Below are 16,440 nucleotides of genomic sequence, written 5' to 3'. Positions count from 1 at the left end.
CCGCTAGGCTGACCCCCGTGACCTCGACGAGCCGGATCTTTCTCGCCAGGCTGGCCGGGCACTCTGTCTTCGACCCCGCTGGGGACCAGGTGGGCAAGCTGCGCGACGTCGTCGTCACGCAGCGCAGCGCAGGCCGCCTCCCCCGGGTGCTGGGGTTGGTGATCGAGGTGCTCGGTCGTCGGCGCGTCTTCCTCCCGATGACACGGGTGACGTCGCTCGAGGGCGGCCAGATCATCACCACGGGCGTCCTCAACCTGCGCCGCTTCGAGCAGCGCCAGACCGAGACGCTCGTGTTCGGTGAGCTCTTCGACCGCAAGGTGCGGGTACCGTCTCAGAACCTCGACGGGGTCGTGGTCTACGACGTCGCGATGGAGCAGGACCGCACCAAGGACTGGTATCTCTCCGACGTCGCCGTGCGCAGCCGCAGCGCCCGCTTCGGACGGCGTGGCCACGGCGTCGTCGTCGACTGGGGCGACGTCGCCGATCTCGCCGGCGAGCAGCCCTCGCAGGGCGCCACCCACCTCCTCGCGACCATGGACGAGATGCGCCCGGCCGACCTCGCCAACGCGCTGCGGGAGCTGCCGGTCCTGCGGCGGACGCAGATCGCGGCCGAGCTCGACGACGAGCGGCTCGCCGACGTGCTCGAGGAGATGCCCGAGATCGCCCAGGTCGAGATCCTCGGCCGCCTCCACCCCGAGCGCGCGGCCGACGTCTTGGAGGAGATGTCTCCCGACGACGCGGCCGACGTCATCGCCACGCTGCCGATGGACACCGCGGAGGCGCTGCTCGCGCTGATGGAGCCCGAGGACGCCGAGGACGTCCGCCGGCTGATGGACTACGAGGAGGGCACGGCGGGTGGCCTGATGACCTCCGACGCGGTCATCCTCCCGCCGGACGCCACCCTGGCCGAGGCCCTCGCCCGCATCCGGGAGCCCGAGATGTCGCCCTCGCTGGCCGCGCTGGTCTACGTGGCGCGGCCGCCGCTCGAGACGCCGACGGGACGTTTCTTCGGGGTGGTGCACTTCCAGCACCTGCTGCGCGAGCCGCCCTCGTCGCTGGTCGGTGCGATCGCGGTGAACGACATCGACTGGCCGCGGCCCGACACGTCGCTGCACGAGGTGGCTCGTATCCTCGCGGCGTACAACCTCGTCGCCTGCCCCGTCGTCGACGACTCCCACCACCTGGTGGGGGCCATCACGGTCGACGACGTCCTCGACGAGCTGCTGCCGGAGGGCTGGCGCGACCAGGAGCCGGAGGGAGCGCCATGAGCGACCGCGACGACCGCCGGGTGCGGCTCGACCAGCCCCGCGACCCCAACCGCTGGAGCCGCAGCCGGCGCCGCCGGGTGGACGCGGAGACCTTCGGCCGGTTCGCCGAGGGGTTCGCGCGGTTCATGGGGACGGCGACCTTCATCGCGTGGATGACGGTGTTCGTGGCGGCCTGGCTGCTCTGGAACAGCCTGAGCCCGGACTCCTTGCGCTTCGACCCGTTCCCCTTCATCTTCTTGACCCTGATCCTGTCGCTGCAGGCCTCGTACGCCGCTCCCCTGATCCTGCTCGCGCAGAACCGTCAGGAGGCCCGTGACAGGGTCACCCAGGAGCAGGACCGGGAGCAGTCGGCCCGGTCGCACGAGGACACGCAGTTCCTCGCCCGGGAGGTCGCGAGCCTCCGTCTGGCGCTCGGCGAGGTGGCCACCCGAGACTTCCTGCGCTCGGAGCTGCGAGGGCTGGTCGACGACATCGAGGACCGGGTCAGGTCGTCGCCGGACGAGGCGGCAGACGGTCAGCCCGACCCGACGCCCTTGTGATTGCCAGGGCGCACGTAGCATCGATGACATGCCCGCTGAGACCCTGGTGAACCCCGACGCCGTCAACCAGGCGCTGTCGACCGTCAACGATCCCGAGATCCGTCGTCCGATCACCGAGATCGGCATGGTGGAGGGCGTCGACATCGACGGAGGCTCCGTCACCGTCAGGCTCCTCCTCACCGTCGCCGGCTGCCCACTCAAGGACACGCTGAACCGCGACATCACCGCCGCGGTGACGAAGGTGCCCGGCGTCACCGACGTCCGCGTCGACATGGGTGTCATGAACGAGGACCAGCGCAAGAACCTCCAAGAGGTGCTGCGCGGTGGGCAGACGCAGCGGGAGATCCCGTTCGCCGCCGCCGGGTCCCTCACGAAGGTGTACGCGATCGCGTCCGGCAAGGGCGGTGTGGGCAAGTCGTCGGTCACCGTCAACCTCGCCGCAGCCCTCGCCGCTCAGGGTCTCAAGGTCGGCATCGTCGACGCCGACATCTACGGCCACTCGATCCCGGACATGCTCGGTGTCGGCGACGCCCGCCCGACCCAGGTCGAGGACATGATCATGCCGGTGCCGGTCCGCGGCATGCAGGTCATGAGCATCGGCATGCTCAAGCCGCGCAAGGACCAGGTCGTCGCCTGGCGCGGCCCCATGCTCGACCGTGCGCTCGTGCAGATGCTCTCCGACGTCTACTGGGGCGACCTCGACGCGCTGCTGCTCGACCTCCCGCCGGGCACCGGCGACATGGCGATCAGCCTCGGCCAGCATCTCCCCAACGCGGAGGTCGTGGTGGTCACCACGCCGCAGGACGCCGCTGCCTCGGTCGCCGAGCGTGCGGGGACCATGGCGTCGATGATGCACCAGCGCGTGGTCGGCGTGATCGAGAACATGTCGTGGCTCGAGCTGCCCAACGGCGACCGGATGGAGATCTTCGGCTCGGGTGGAGGCGAGACCGTCGCCGCGACGCTGAGCGCCCGGTTCGGCTACGACGTCCCGCTCCTCGGACAGATCCCGCTCGACCAGCAGATGCGCATCAGCGGAGACACCGGCGTGGCCATCGTGGAGGAGGCACCCGACAGCCCTGCAGCCAAGGTGCTCAAGCAGGTCGCCTCGACGCTGTCCGGCCGCTCCCGCGGACTCGCCGGGATGCAGCTCGGGCTCTCCCCGACCGGCCGCTGACGTCTCCGCCGGCCTGCGGCTAGGCTTCGCGCATGTTCGACGTCGGCGTGGCGGAGATGGCGGTGATCGTGATCGTCGCGGTCCTCGTCTTCGGACCTGAGCGCCTGCCGGAGTTCGCACGGCAGCTCGGCCGCCTCGTCCGCACGGTCCGGCAGATGGCCGACAACGCCAAGGCCGACCTCCAGCGAGAGATGGGCGACGACTTCACCTCGCTGCGAGACGACATCCGGGGCCTCGACCCGCGCGAGATGATGAAGGGCACGCTGGACGACGACGATCCGACGTCCAACCCCTCCTCCCGAGCGACGTCCCGCCCCCTCGAGCCCGGCGAGCCGGCTCCGTTCGACGTCGACGCGACCTAGGGCCTGCGGGCTGTGCGCCGCTGGCGGGGCCTGAGTCTCTCAGGCGTCGCGGGAGCCGGGCGTCGTCCAGGCAGTCAGTCGCTCCAACCCCGTACGGACCCGGTCCAGCATCCCGTTGCGGTGCGGCTGCTGGGGGAGGTCGGCGATCACGTCGCGCAGGCGCGAGGCGGGCGCGTCGGTGACGACGGTGAACACGATGCCGTCGTAGTCCCAGGTGGCGACCGACGGTGTCCCCTCCCGCACCCAGACCTCCGCGTCGCCCACGTCGTGGCGCGCGAAGCCCGACACCGCGTCGCGGTCGAGGGCGCCGTTCTGCTCGTAGACGGTCACCGTGGACCGGCCGTCGGTGTAGGTCAGGGCGATGCCCTTGTCCCCGGAGAGGTCGACCCACCGGGCGCCGACCCGCTCGAGGGACCGTCCGAGGCGGTCGTGACACGGCCAGCCGGTCATGGCAAGGCGGTCGATCGTGGCGGTGTCGATCTGCACCCCGTGCTCGGTGGCGAGGTCGTCTGCGGCGACGCGTCCGGTCTCCTGGAGCGGAGCGGATGCCTCGTGCACCGGGATGCCCTCGGTCCGCGGCACCGGCCGGACAGCGCGGAAGACGGGATCGGCGATCTCCTGCTGGGCGTATCGCACGACCTGGCGCAGACGTCCGTCGGCGTCCTCGATCACGTATGCGGCGACACGGCGGCCGTCGTCGGCGGCGATGACCTCCGACCTGCCTGGCCTCGAACGGATGACGGAGAGATCGTAGCGGTTGGCGAGCAGCCGCACGCTCACCGACGAGCCGAGGGCCTCCTCGAGGAGCGACACGGCCTCCGTCGAGTCGCTCCGGGTGGGCACGACGGCGTGGCCGGGCGCGACCACCAGCGCCACGTCGCTCGGAGAGCCGCCCACGGCGCCGACGCTCTGCTGGATCGGGTCGGCCTCGCCGCGGAACTGGGCTACGAACTGCTCGACGGGCGGAGCCACGGTGTCGGCCGGGGTGGCGGGTGCGCCCACCGCGTAGGCGATGCCGGCGAGCACCGCCGAGGCCCCGGTGGCCGCGATGCCGACACGGACCACGACGTGGTCGAAGATCAGGTGCAGCCGCGACGGCGGAGCGGCGGCAGCGAGCCGCGCTGGGTCGGAGAGGGCCGAGAGGAACGTCGAGGAGGGGGACGGAGGCGTGCACAGGCCGGTCATGCGCCGCTTGAGGGCACGCTGGGCCAGGACGGCCTCGAAGCACTCGTCACAGGCCGCCAGATGAGCGTCCGCGCGCGCGGCCTCGTCGACGGGCAGCTGTCCGTCGACGTACGCAGCGACGCGATCTCCCAGGTGTGCCATCAGCGGGGTGCCACCGCCGGGTCGAGAGGGCCTGCGAACCGTGTACGCGCTCCGGACGGGGCACGGTGCTCCAGCGCCGTACGGAGCTGCTTGCGCCCGCGGTGGATCCGCGAGCGGACCGTCCCGAGCTTGACGCCGAGGACGTCGGCGATCTCTTCGTAGGACAGACCCTCGATGTCGCACAGGACCACGGCGACGCGGAACTCCTCCGGCAGCGAGGCGAGCGCGGTCTCGACGTCCGCGTCGAGGCTCGCGTCGGACCAGGCCCTCTCCGGCGACGGGTCGGTGGCGGTCAGCCTCTCCTCGGCGCCCTCGCCGAACCGGTCGAACCGAAACTTCGACTTCCGGCGGACGCGGTCGAGAAAGAGGTTGGTGGTGATCCGGTGGATCCATCCTTCGAACGAGCCGGGCTTGAAGGAGTCGAGCGAGCGGAACACACGGATGAAGACCTCCTGGGTGAGGTCCTCGGCGTCGTGCTGGTTGCCCGTCAGCCGGTAGGCGAGCCGGAAGACGCGCGCGGAGTGCTGCTCCACGATCTCCTCCCAGGTACCGACCCCGTTCTGGTCGTGGGTCTGCGTGCCGGCGTCCTGCGTGGTCGTGCCCATCTGTCTGACGACCTCCTGTGTTGGTCGGACAACTATCGTCTACCAACAAACTGAGACAACGATGAGACGGACCTGGACGTTCCCCATGATGCCGAGTCGCACGAGCTTTCACGGCACCGGCGAGGCGCGTGCTGACGTCCGCGGCGACCCCTCTCCCATGCCTTAGGCTGTGGCCCAGGTGCCGGGATTCCCGGCCTGTGAGAGGAGTTCGTCATCGCCACCGCGATCACGCCGCAGAGCTGGTTGTACGCCGAGGAGTTCGTCGTCGAGGACGAGCCGCTGCAGAACGGCCGTGCCCGGGCGGACGAGGTCGGCGTGGTGCCCATCGGCCCGGGTGGCGGCGCGGCACTGCGTCTGCTGGCGGGGGTCGCGAACGCTGGCGCGGTCGTCGAGGTCGGGACGGGTACGGGTGTCTCCAGCCTGTGGCTGCTGCGCGGCATGCGCCCGGACGGCGTCCTGACCTCCGTGGACCGGGAGGCCGAGCACCAGCGGCTCGCGCGCACGACCCTGACCGAAGCCGGGATCGCCTCCAACCGGTTCCGTCTCATCTCCGGCTCCGCGCTGGAGGTGCTTCCCCGCCTGGCCGACGGCGGGTACGACCTGGTGTTCGTCGATGCCGACAAGCGCGACTACCCCCTCTTCGTCGAGGAGGCGGTGCGCCTGTTGCGTCCCGGCGGCGTCCTCGCGTTCGACAACGCGCTGTGGCACGACCGGGTGGCCGACCCGGCGCGACGCGACGAGGACACCGTCGCGGTCCGCGAGATCGGCCGTTCGCTGCTCGACGACGACCGGTTCATGCCGGCGCTGCTCCCCGTCGGGGACGGCCTGCTCGTGGCCCAGGTCCGGAGCTAGATCTCTCGACCAGCCGCCGCTCACCCTGCCGGGGCGCGGAGCTCGGCATCCTCGCTCAGCCTCGCAGCCAGCTCCGCACGCGAGGAGATCCCGAGCTTGATGTAGGCGTGCCGCAGGTGGTACTCCACCGTCTTCGGACTCAGGAAGAGTGCCGCCGCTGCCTCTCGTGTCGTCCGTCCCTCGCCGAGGAGACGGGCCACCTGCAGCTCCTGCGGGGTCAGGGGCTGCTCCGCCCCCGGCGCGCGCCGCTGCACCCGCTCACCGGTCGCGGCGAGCTCCGCGGAGGCCTGCGCGGCCCACGGGGCGGCGGCCAGGCGGTCGAACGTGGTGAGCGCCTCCCTGAGGTGCTCACGCGCCTCGCTGCGCCGCCGCGTGCGGCGCAGGTGTGCCCCGAACGCGAGCTGGGTGCGCGCCCGCTCGTACGCGTCCGGGCTGTGGGCGTGCTCCACGAGAGCGGCGGCGAACCGCGCGTCCGGCGTCACGCCGGCGAGCGCCAGGGCCCGGTGCGCGCGGGCTCGTGACCACGGCTGACCCTTGGTGTCGGCGAGCAGGGCGAACGCGGACGCCTCAGCACGGGCACCGTCCAGGTCACCGACACGGACGAGGCACTCCACCAGCTCGGGGGCCGGAGACAGGTCGGCGTCGACGACGCGGAAGCGGCGTACGAGCGACTGCTGCGCACGAAAGTGCTCGACCGCCTCCTCGTACCGGCCGAGGCCGGCCGCGAGGTCGCCCGCCGCGAAGCGGAGCCAGGCCCTGCCGAAGTTGAGTCTGCTCCGCACGCACTGACGCTCCGCCTCCTTTGACTCGGCCCGCATCTCGTCCTCGCACCCGCGACGCGCGAGCAGCCACGCGAGTCCGGCGCGGGAGATCGCCTCGTCGGTGCGCTGGCCGGATTCGCGGGCCAGCGCGATGGCCTCGCGGTAGGCCCCCTCCGCCGACGTCCACCGGTCCGTCGTCGCATCGTCGCGCGCGGCGTGGAAGAGCAGGAATGGCAGCGTCCCCAGCGCCGCGCGCTCACGTGCGTCGAGGACCACCGCGTCGACCAGGGCCCGCGAGTCGCCGGAGTCGCGCAGCCAGATCGGCGGGAGCAGCAGCCACCCCCGCCACCGGGGATCGTCGATCAGATCGCCCGTTCCCGCCGCGGCCACGGCACGGCGCATCTGGGTGGCGCCCGCCTCGCCGTCACCGGTCATCAGCCGCCCGATGCCCGCGGCGAGGTCGCCGAGCAGCCGGCTGCGGGGTGCGGTGGCCGTCTCCCGCAGCGCGTCGAGCCGGGCGACGACCGTGCGCGCTCCGGCGCCGTCACAGAGGTACACGCACAGATACACCGCCTCCGCCAGCAGCACCACCGCGAGGTCGGGGTCGTCGGCGGCGACCGGACCCGACGCCTCCAGGAGGAGGGCGCGCGCCTCGACCAACGAGCCGCACCGCGCACCCACCACCCCCCGCAGCGCCAGCGCGCGTCGACGGGCCGGCCCTGTGGGAGCACCCGCGACCGCCTCCCCGAAGATCTCCAGGGCGCGGTCGGCCAGGCCCCCGAGCCAGGCGTGCTCGCCGGCGAGCGCGAGTCGCCGGGTGCGCTCCTCCGGGTCCTCGCTCGCGTGCGCTGCCCGCTCGCCCCACTGCGACGCCACCGCGTATGCGCGACGCCGTGCCGCGGACGCGGTCGCCGCGTCGAGCACCGCGGCCGCCTCTCCGTCGGGGCCGATCGTCGCCGCCGAGAGGTGCTGCGCCCGCCGGTCGAGGTCGCCGGTGGGGAGCGCGTCGGCGATGATCCGGTGCAGCTGCCGCCGCAAAGGTGGCGCCGTGGCCTGCACCAGCGACGCCTGCATGAGCGGGTGCCGGAACCGGACACGGTCGAGCCCCAGGTCGACCAGCTCCGCCTGCTCGGCATCGGCGAGGTGCGCGAGGTCGCTCCCGGCCGTAGCGCACGCCCGGCCCAGCGTCGTGAGGTCGACGTCGCCCGCCAGCGCCGCGACGGTGAGTGCGGTGCGTGCGAGGGGCGGCAGGCTGCCGAGACGGCCGGTGAACGCCTCCTCGATGAGTCGGGGCACCGGGATCTCGCCGAGATCCCGCGCCAGCAGGTCTGGCGTACGCACCATCTCGAGGGCAGCGAGCGGATTGCCCTCGCTCACGGCGTGCAGGCGCTCGGCCTGCGTGGCGGAGAGCCCGCGGGATACGACGAGCGCGTCGCACTCCTCGCGGCTGAGTCCACCAACCTCGAGACGGTCGAGGTCGGCCACAAGCTCACCGACGGCAGCACCCGGTCGCGTCGCGAGCACCACCGCGACCGCGTCGGTGAGGAGCCGCCGGGCGGTGAAGAGGATCGCGTCGACGGAGGGGCGGTCGAGGTGATGGAGGTCGTCGACGAGCAGAAGGAGGGGGCGTTCCTCGGCTGCCCGGCTGATCAGCCCGAGCGTCGCCGCGGAGATCACGAAACGCTCCCCGGCGCGAGCGGGCGCCTCCCCCGTACCTCCCGGACGGAGGGCGAGCGCCTGTGCGAGCGCGTCCGCCTGCACGGCCGGCAGGGCGTCGAGGTGGCCGAGCAGCGGCCGCAGGAGCTGCGCGAGCCCGGCGAACGGCAGGTCGCGCTCGGGCTCGGCTCCTGCCGTCGCGAGGACCTGGACGCCGGAACCGGCTGCTTCCCTGGCCTGCAGGAGCAGGGTGGACTTGCCGATCCCGGCCTCGCCCACGACGACGACAGCACCGCTGGCACCGCCGCGTGCTCGCGCCACCAGCGCGCCGATCGCGGCGCACTCACGCGCTCGTCCGACGAGCATGCTCCCGAGGCTAGTCACCCGGGGGGCCTACAGCCGCGGGATTGACGAACCAGGGGGGTCACCGGATGCGGCGACACGTCCCCGATCCCTAGCGTCGCGGGCATCGACGGATCACCGAGGAGGGTGACATGACTGCACAGATCGACGAGGACGTCCTGATGTCCTTCGTCTTCCGAGCCGTGGACGAGGTCGGTGCGACGCTCAACGCGGCGCTCGTGGTCCTGGGCGACAAGCTCGGCTACTACCGGGCGCTGGCCGACGGTGGCGCGCTCACGCCTGCGGAGCTCGCCGAGCGGACCGGTACGGCTCTCCCGTACGCGCGCGAGTGGCTCAATGCCCAGGCGGCAGGCTCCTTCGTCCGCTACGAGCCCGACACCGGGCGGTATGTGCTCCCGGCAGAGCACGCCGTCGCGCTCACCGACGAGTCGAGTCCGGCCTTCCTGCCCGGTCTCTTCCAGATCGCGCTCGGCACGGTGGCCGACTCCCAGCGCGTCGTCGAGGCGGCGCGGGACGACGCGGGGGTCGGCTGGCACGAGCACAACGGTGACGTGCACGACGGCTGCGAACGGTTCTTCCGGCCCAGCTACCTGGCCTACCTCGTCGATGCGTGGCTTCCCGCCGCGGGTGTGGCGGACAAGCTCCGGGAGGGCGCCCGCGTCGCCGACATCGGCTGCGGTCACGGCGCCTCCACAATCCTGATGGCCGAGGGTTACCCCAGCTCCACGTTCGTGGGCTCGGACTACCACGCGGCCTCGATCGACGTCGCCCGTCAGCGGGCCGCGGCCGCAGGGGTGTCCGACCGGGCGACCTTCGAGGTGACGTCGGCCCAGCACCTCGGTGACGAGGCGTACGACGTCGTCACGACGTTCGACGCGCTGCACGACATGGGCGACCCGGTCGGTGCCGCTCGGCACGTGCACCACATGCTGGCCGACGACGGCGTCTGGATGATCGTCGAGCCGATGGCCGGCGACCGGGTCGAGGACAACCTGACGCCTGTCGGTCGCGCCTACTACGGGTTCTCGACGCTGCTGTGCACGCCCGCCTCGCTGTCCCAGGACGTCGGGCTGGCGATCGGCACCCAGGCGGGTCCGGCGAAGATCCGCGAGATCACCGCCGCCGCCGGCTTCACGGGCTTCGACTCGGTGGCGGAGACGCCGTTCAACAGGGTGCTCGCCGTCCGGAAGTGACGTCTGCGCACCCACGGGGACGACAACCAAGGGCCGTCGCACCCACCTGCGGGCGCAGACTGGGGGCGACGGCCCACCGACGGAGGGACGATGCGCGCGAGGGAACCCGACAGCGACGGCGTCGTGGTGCGCGACGGGGTGCGCATCGCGTACGAGGTGTTCGGCGACGCTCCGCACACCGTCCTGCTGATGCCGACCTGGTCGATCATCCCGTCGCGCTCGTGGAAGGCGCAGGTGCCGTACCTGGCACGTCGATTCCGGGTGGTGACCTTCGACGGCCGTGGCTCCGGCGGCTCCGACCGTCCGGTGGGGCCGGAGCCGTACGCCGACGGCGAGTTCGTGGCCGACGCCCTGGCGGTGCTGGACCGCACACGCCGCGACCGGACGGTGACCGAGGCCGTGGCGGTGGCCGGGTTCTCCTGCGGCGTGGCCTGGTCGTTCGCGCTGGCGTGCGAAGCACCGGAGCAGGTGGCCGGGATCATCGCGATCGGCTCCGCACTCGGTCTGGTGCCGGGTCATCCGGAGCGGGAGCAGCACGCGTTCCTCGCCGACCAGCGCGACGGCCCGGCACCGCCGGGGTGGGCGTCCTTCAGCCGCGACAACTGGCTCCACGGCGACTACGACGCCTTTCTCAGGTTCTTCTTCGGGCAGATGTACACCGAGCCGCACTCGACCAAGAAGATCGAGGACTGTGTGGCCTGGGGACACGACATCGGGCCCGAGCGTCTCGTCGACACCGAGCTCGCGCGGACGGTGTGCCGTCGTCCCGATTTCACGCAGAGCATCACGCAGGTCGACCTCCCGGCTCTCGTCATCCACGGCGAGGACGATCACATCCGCCCCTTCGCCGAGGCGGAGGCGCTCGCCGAGAGGACGGGGGCATCACTGTTCGCCGTGTCCGGCGGCGGGCACGCCCCCCACACGCGTGAACCGGTCGCCGTCAACCTGGCCATCGGCGAGTTCCTCGGTCGGCTCTGGCCTTCTGCGGAGCCGGCGGTGCGGCGGAGGTGGACCCCGCCGCGAGGGCGCCGACGGCGGGCGCTCTTCCTGACCTCGCCGATCGGCCTCGGTCACGTGCGACGCGACCTCGCGATCGCCGACGCACTGCGCGAGCGCCACCCCGACCTCCACGTCGACTGGCTCACCCAGTCCCCGGCCACCGGCGTCCTGGAGCGCGCCGGCGAGCGCGTCCACCCGGCATCGTCCCTTCTCGCGAGCGAGTGCGCCCACGTCGAGGACGAGGCCGGCGAGCACGACCTGCACGCCTTCCAGGCGATCCGTCGGATGGACGAGATCCTGGTGGCGAACTTCGGCGTCTTCGACGACGTGGTGAGCGAGGAACCGTACGATCTCGTAGTCGGCGACGAGGCGTGGGACGTCGACCACTTCCTTCACGAGAACCCTCAGCTCAAGCGGTTCGCGTATGCGTGGCTGACCGACTTCGTCGGCTGGGTCCCGCTGCCCGACGGCGGCGCGGAGGAGGCGGCGCTGACCGCCGACTACAACGCCGAGATGCTCGAGCAGCGTGCTCGGCTCGAACGTGTGCGTGACCGGTCGCTCTTCGTCGGCAACCCTGCCGACGTGATCACGGAGCCCTTCGGTCCGGGTCTGCCCGGCATCCGGGAGTGGACCGAGGCGCACTTCGCCTTCACGGGGTACGTCACCGGGTTCGAGCCGGTGGGCCCGATCGGACGGGCCGCCGTCCGCACCGAGCTCGGCCTCGAGGCCGACGAGCTGCTCTGCGTCGTCACCGTCGGGGGCTCTGCGGTGGGGCACCACCTGCTGCGTCGGGTGCTCGACGCGGTCCCGCGGATCCGTCGCGAGGAGCCGCGCCTACGGTTCCTCGTGGTGACCGGACCCCGGATCGACCCTCGTACGCTCCCTCGCCTCCGTGGCGTGGACGTGCGGGGCTTCGTGCCGGACCTTCACCGGCACCTCGGGGCGGCCGACGTGGCGCTCGTCCAGGGCGGGCTGACCACCTGCATGGAGCTGACGGCACAACGCGTGCCGTTCGTCTTCGTGCCGCTGCGCCACCACTTCGAGCAGAACGTCCACGTGACGCACCGGCTCGCGCAGTACGCCGCGGGCCGGCGACTGGCGTACGAGCAGGCGTGCGACCCGGACCAGCTCACGTCGACGCTGGTCGCCGAGGCACGGCGCCGACCGTCGGGTCCGCCCGTGGAGAGCGACGGCGCCGAACGGGCGGCGGGCCACCTGGCCGACCTCCTCTGAGCAATGCGTACGAGGTTCCCGCCGCAGACCCACGGCGCCGCCCAGGGCGACGTCGGTGGCCTGCGGCGGGCACCTCGACCGATCAGGCGAAGGACGGGGTGGGCCTGAAGCCCGCAGCGCCTTCCGCGATCGCGACGACCTCGCACTCCTCGATCAGCTCCGGCGCGCTCCCGACGATCTGCGATCCGGGTGCCGAGGCCGCGGTGGCGGCGAACGACTCCTGGAAGGCAGCACGAGCAGCGTCGTCGACGAACACGTACACGCCCTCGAACCACGCGCCCTCACGAGCACGCCAGGTCTTGAACGCCAGTCCGTCCATGCCGGAGAACCGGTCGTAGGAGGTGTCCCGGACATAGGCCCTCAGCTGGTCCAGCGCGCCGTCGGGGGCGTCACGCAACGACCAGCGGACGGTCAGTCCGGGCTGGGAGCCCACTCAGACTGCCTTGAGGGCGTCACCCAGGTTGGATGCCTCGTCGTTCGTCAGCTCGACGACGAGTCGTCCTCCACCCTCGAGCGGGACCCGCATCACGATGCAGCGTCCTTCCTTGGTGACCTCCAGCGGACCGTCTCCGGTCCGAGGCTTCATGGCCGCCATGCGTTCCCCTCTCCTCCGTGCGCAGCGCGGGCGCGTGCACCTTGAATGCGTCCATTATCGCCCACGTCCCCGCCGGGAGTGAATGCGGCAGACTGACGCCATGACAGAACCCCACCCCGCCGTCGCCTACGAGGTCGCCGACGGCGTCGCCACGATCACGCTGTCGCGCCCCGACGTGCTCAACTCCTTCGACGATCTGACCAAGGTCGCGTTCCGTGACTCCCTGCACGCCGCGGCGGCCGACGAAGCCGTCCGGTGCGTGGTTCTGACGGGCTCGGGGCGGGCCTTCAGCGCCGGTCAGGACCTGAAGGAGCACGTCGCGAAGATGAGCGAGGGCGGCCAGCTCAGCAACACCGTCGAGGAGCACTTCAACCCGATGGTGCTCGCGATCACCACGATGCCCAAGCCGGTGATCGCCGCCGTCAACGGGATCGCCGCCGGCGCGGGCGCCTCGATCGCCTTCGCCGCGGACTTCCGGATCGTCGCCGAGTCCGCGGGGTTCAACCTCGCGTTCGCCGGCATCGCGCTGTCGGCGGACACCGGGGCGTCGTGGACGCTGCAACGGCTCGTCGGCCTCCCGAAGGCCACCGAGCTGCTCCTGCTGCCCCGTACGGTCCGTGCCGAGGAGGCTCTGGCGCTCGGTCTCGCGACGCAGGTCGTGCCCGACGACGCCTTCTCCGAGGCGGTCGCCGACCTCGCCCAGCGCCTCGCCACAGGCCCCACGCTCGCGTACGCCTCCCTCAAGCGCGCGCTCGCGTTCTCCGCCACCCACTCCTTGCCCGAGTCGCTCACCAACGAGGCCCGGTTGATGGCGTTGACCGGTGCGTCGGAGGACCACGGCACCGCGGTCAAGGCTTTCCTCGCCAAGGAGCAGCCCACGTTCGTGGGCCGCTGAGCCGCGGCGTCAGGACCGCGTGCCGCCGAGCGCCTTGAGGAGGCCGGTGGGCGCGGTCCGGGTCAGGTAGGCACGCGACGGCCTGCGCCCGAGCTCGACCGTGACGAGCTGGCCGTCGAGCCGGTGGTTGAACCACTGCGACATCGTCCCGTAGCAGCCCGACCCGCAGGAGAATGACCTCCTGGGGAGCTTGAGGTGCTTCGCGAGCCGCCGCGCGAGCGGGCGGTTGCCGGTCCCGCTGGTGTCGATCCCGTACAGAGGCTGGTGGAACGAGACGACCTGATCGGGGGCGACCCGGCGGAGGAACCGCATCATGGCGCGCGTCTCCGGCTCGGAGGCCGCGCTCGGGCCCGACCAGGTGACGCCGCGCCTGGACCGCTTCCAGCGCCGTGGGAAGTTGCGGTTGAGGTCGACGCCACGGGCATTGCGTCGCGCCTTGCGGGCGACCCCGTCGGGGTTGGCACTCGGGACGACCCACAGGTCGAGGCCGGTGATCGGACGACCGTCGCGAAGGGTGCGGAGGATCGTCTGGGGCTTGCGCTCGTTGCCGTGCATCGCCGCGATGACGACCGCCGACCGGGTCGCGTCGGGGTCACCGAGCCGGAACGCGAGGATCGGGCGGCCCCTGCGGGAGCGGCCGATCACCACCCGCTCGACGACCGCAGGACGAGGCTCGGCGAGGCTGCGTGCCGGCACCACGACCCTCGACGGAGCCGTCCTGTCCGGCACGACCTGCCGCACCGACCGCGTGGCGGACGCCTCGGCCGCCGACGGGACCACGAGAGCCAGCGCGACAACGCCCACAGCACTGCCGGCGAGGGCGCCACGCGTTGCTGTCCGCATGAGCCGATCCTCGCTCAGACCGGGTCGGTGCGCACCTGGCAGCCGGCGAGGTGGTCGTCGACCATGCCGACCGCCTGCATCATCGCGTACGCCGTGGTCGGGCCGACGAACCTGAACCCCTGCCGCTTGAGGCCAGCGGCCAGGGCGGTGGACTCCGGGGTCACCGCCGGGACGTCGGTCATCGACAGCGGGCGCGGACGCGGCTCGGGGGCGAACGACCAGACCAGGTCGGCGAAACCACCGTCCAGCGCCCGGATGGCCCGGGCGTTGGCGATCGTCGCCTCCACCTTGGCGCGGTTGCGGATGATGCCGACATCGCTGAGGAGCGCGGCGACCCGCGCTGTGTCGTAGGCCGCCACGACCTCGGCGTCGAAACCTGCGAAGACCTCGCGGAACCGCGGCCGCTTGCGGAGCACGATGGCCCACGAGAGGCCGGACTGGAACGCTTCCAGCGTCAATCGCTCGAACAAGCCTCGCTCGTCGCGGACGGGACGGCCCCACTCCGTGTCGTGGTAGGCCCGCATCTCGTCCGACGACTCCGCCCACGCGCAGCGCGCGACTCCGTCCGACCCGACGACCGCGTCACCCATCGGCGTCGTCCCGGGGCGTCACCGACGGCTCCACGGGCGACGACGGTGTGCTCTCGTCGCGCGCGCGGGCCTCCTTCTCGAGCCGCGCCATCAGCGAATCGACCTCGTCGCGCGCGTAGCCCCGCCAGGCCCAGCTGAAGCGCACCGCCTGCAGGTCGTCGGCCGAGAGCGTACGGTCGGCCGGCACGAGGACGTCACGACGCGAGGACGGCAGCGGCGCGAGGTCCCCGGTGCGTCCGGCGACGACCGTCACCACCGCACCGACGAGGACGGCTCCGACCACGACTCCGATCCAGATCACGCCTACGATCGTGCCATGGACCTCCGACTGCGCGGACGGGTGATCGCGCCCGGGGACCACGCGGTGATGGCGATCGTGAACCGCACGCCGGACTCCTTCTACGACGGGGGCCGCACCTACGACCTCGACGACGCGCTCGCCTACCTCGGCGTGGTGGTCGCGGAGGGGGCCGACATCGTCGACGTCGGCGGTGTCAAGGCCGGCTACGGCGACACGGTCGACGCCACGGAGGAGCTGCGGCGTACGGAGGACTTCGTCCGGGCCGCGCGCGAGGCGTACCCGGAGCTGGTGATCAGCGTCGACACCTGGCGCAGCGAGGTCGCCGACCGCCTGTGCGCCCTCGGTGCCGACCTGATCAACGACACGTGGGCCGGACACGACCCCGAGCTCGCCGAGGTCGCCGCGCAGCACGGCGCCGGTCTCGTCTGCAGCCACACCGGCGGCCTGCCCCCGCGTACGGACCCGTTCCGCCCCGCGTACGACGACGTGGTCGCCGACGTCGTCGCGAGCACGACCGAGCTGGCCGGGCGTGCGGTGGCGGCCGGGGTGGCGCCGGAGTCGGTGCTCCTCGACCCGACCCACGACTTCGGCAAGAACACCCGGCACTCGCTGCTCCTCACCCGTCGCATCGGAGAGCTGGTCGCGACCGGCTGGCCGGTGATGGTCGCACTCTCCCGCAAGGACTTCGTCGGCGAGACCCTCGACCTCGAACGCGACGAACGGCTCGCGGGCACCTTGGCGGCCACGGCCTGGTCTGCGGCCGCGGGGGTGCGCGTCTTCCGCGCCCACGACGTCGCAGCCACCCGTCAGTGCCTGGACATGGTCGCGTCGATCAGGGGCGTACGACAGCCTGCGGTGTCGCGGCGCGGGCTGGCCTGATCGGCG

17 protein-coding genes are annotated in these 16,440 nt (G+C 72.1%); 9 read left to right on the top strand and 8 right to left on the bottom strand.

From position 1 onward, the window contains the following. The first annotated feature begins 17 nt into the window (after window positions 1-17). From KV100_RS14845 to KV100_RS14830, 4 genes are read left to right on the top strand one after another with little or no spacing between them, the layout of a single operon-like run. Window positions 18-1,268 carry a magnesium transporter MgtE N-terminal domain-containing protein gene (locus KV100_RS14845; RefSeq protein ID WP_308291453.1) on the top strand — a complete coding sequence of 417 codons (1,251 nt, stop codon included), beginning with the start codon at window positions 18-20 and terminating at the stop codon, window positions 1,266-1,268. After that, the gene (locus KV100_RS14840; RefSeq protein ID WP_220343877.1) at window positions 1,265-1,807 is read left to right on the top strand and encodes a DUF1003 domain-containing protein; all 543 of its coding nucleotides are present in this window, start codon (window positions 1,265-1,267) and stop codon (window positions 1,805-1,807) included. Before KV100_RS14845 ends, KV100_RS14840 begins: the two co-directional genes overlap by 4 nt. Before the next feature lie 28 nt (window positions 1,808-1,835). After that, window positions 1,836-2,981 carry an Mrp/NBP35 family ATP-binding protein gene (locus tag KV100_RS14835; RefSeq protein WP_220343876.1) on the top strand — a complete coding sequence of 382 codons (1,146 nt, stop codon included), beginning with the start codon at window positions 1,836-1,838 and terminating at the stop codon, window positions 2,979-2,981. Window positions 2,982-3,013: 32 nt separating this feature from the next. Beyond that, a complete protein-coding gene (locus KV100_RS14830; protein ID WP_220343875.1) occupies window positions 3,014-3,343 on the top strand; it encodes a sec-independent translocase in 330 nt (109 codons plus the stop codon). Between the two features lie 39 nt (window positions 3,344-3,382). Here KV100_RS14830 and KV100_RS14825 read toward each other — a convergent pair whose 3' ends face one another. Together KV100_RS14825 and sigE are read right to left on the bottom strand one after the other, a co-directional pair. Beyond that, window positions 3,383-4,669, bottom strand: coding sequence for a zf-HC2 domain-containing protein (locus tag KV100_RS14825; protein WP_220343874.1), 1,287 nt, complete (start codon window positions 4,667-4,669; stop codon window positions 3,383-3,385). Beyond that, complete coding sequence (gene sigE / locus KV100_RS14820; protein ID WP_220343873.1) at window positions 4,669-5,274, bottom strand: RNA polymerase sigma factor SigE; 606 nt, start codon at window positions 5,272-5,274, stop codon at window positions 4,669-4,671. Before sigE ends, KV100_RS14825 begins: the two co-directional genes overlap by 1 nt. A 243-nt stretch (window positions 5,275-5,517) precedes the next feature. Here sigE and KV100_RS14815 point away from each other — a divergent pair, with 243 nt between their 5' ends. Continuing rightward, window positions 5,518-6,126, top strand: coding sequence for an O-methyltransferase (locus KV100_RS14815; protein ID WP_255559593.1), 609 nt, complete (start codon window positions 5,518-5,520; stop codon window positions 6,124-6,126). Window positions 6,127-6,146: 20 nt separating this feature from the next. On the opposite strand, the gene KV100_RS14810 is transcribed toward KV100_RS14815, so the two are convergent. Continuing rightward, window positions 6,147-8,909 carry a helix-turn-helix transcriptional regulator gene (locus tag KV100_RS14810; RefSeq protein WP_220343872.1) on the bottom strand — a complete coding sequence of 921 codons (2,763 nt, stop codon included), beginning with the start codon at window positions 8,907-8,909 and terminating at the stop codon, window positions 6,147-6,149. A 128-nt stretch (window positions 8,910-9,037) separates the two neighbouring features. Between KV100_RS14810 and KV100_RS14805 the strand changes: the two genes are divergently transcribed. Beyond that, a complete protein-coding gene (locus tag KV100_RS14805) occupies window positions 9,038-10,099 on the top strand; it encodes a class I SAM-dependent methyltransferase (protein WP_220343871.1) in 1,062 nt (353 codons plus the stop codon). 90 nt (window positions 10,100-10,189) lie between these two features. Further along, entirely contained in the window at window positions 10,190-12,331 is a 2,142-nt protein-coding gene (locus KV100_RS14800; RefSeq protein WP_220343870.1) for an alpha/beta hydrolase, read from the top strand. Between the two features lie 82 nt (window positions 12,332-12,413). On the opposite strand, the gene KV100_RS14795 is transcribed toward KV100_RS14800, so the two are convergent. After that, on the bottom strand, window positions 12,414-12,764 hold the full coding sequence (locus tag KV100_RS14795; RefSeq protein ID WP_220343869.1) for a hypothetical protein: 351 nt from the start codon (window positions 12,762-12,764) through the stop codon (window positions 12,414-12,416). Further along, on the bottom strand, window positions 12,765-12,926 hold the full coding sequence (locus KV100_RS14790; protein ID WP_139087699.1) for a DUF3117 domain-containing protein: 162 nt from the start codon (window positions 12,924-12,926) through the stop codon (window positions 12,765-12,767). 100 nt (window positions 12,927-13,026) lie between these two features. On the opposite strand from KV100_RS14790, the gene KV100_RS14785 reads away from it, so the two are divergent. After that, window positions 13,027-13,821: an enoyl-CoA hydratase-related protein gene (locus KV100_RS14785; protein WP_220343868.1), complete on the top strand. Its 795-nt coding sequence runs from the start codon at window positions 13,027-13,029 to the stop codon at window positions 13,819-13,821. A gap of 9 nt (window positions 13,822-13,830) precedes the next feature. On the opposite strand, the gene KV100_RS14780 is transcribed toward KV100_RS14785, so the two are convergent. The 3 genes from KV100_RS14780 to KV100_RS14770 are packed head-to-tail and all read right to left on the bottom strand — an operon-like array spanning window position 13,831 to window position 15,555. Continuing rightward, window positions 13,831-14,664 (bottom strand): M14 family zinc carboxypeptidase, encoded by an 834-nt coding sequence (locus KV100_RS14780; RefSeq protein WP_220343867.1) that lies wholly within the window; start codon window positions 14,662-14,664, stop codon window positions 13,831-13,833. 14 nt (window positions 14,665-14,678) lie between these two features. Then, entirely contained in the window at window positions 14,679-15,254 is a 576-nt protein-coding gene (locus KV100_RS14775) for a DNA-3-methyladenine glycosylase I (protein ID WP_220343866.1), read from the bottom strand. Further along, window positions 15,247-15,555, bottom strand: a complete 309-nt coding sequence (locus tag KV100_RS14770; protein WP_220343865.1) for a DivIVA domain-containing protein — start codon at window positions 15,553-15,555, stop codon at window positions 15,247-15,249. Before KV100_RS14770 ends, KV100_RS14775 begins: the two co-directional genes overlap by 8 nt. Before the next feature lie 15 nt (window positions 15,556-15,570). Between KV100_RS14770 and folP the strand changes: the two genes are divergently transcribed. Next, entirely contained in the window at window positions 15,571-16,434 is an 864-nt protein-coding gene (gene folP, locus KV100_RS14765; RefSeq protein ID WP_220343864.1) for a dihydropteroate synthase, read from the top strand. Window positions 16,435-16,440 lie beyond the last annotated feature (6 nt).

The sequence above is a fragment of the Mumia sp. zg.B21 genome (assembly GCF_019550855.1).
Taxonomy (GTDB): domain Bacteria; phylum Actinomycetota; class Actinomycetes; order Propionibacteriales; family Nocardioidaceae; genus Mumia.
Note: the sequence above shows the minus strand (reverse complement) of the source record. Positions and strands in the feature narration are given on the sequence as shown.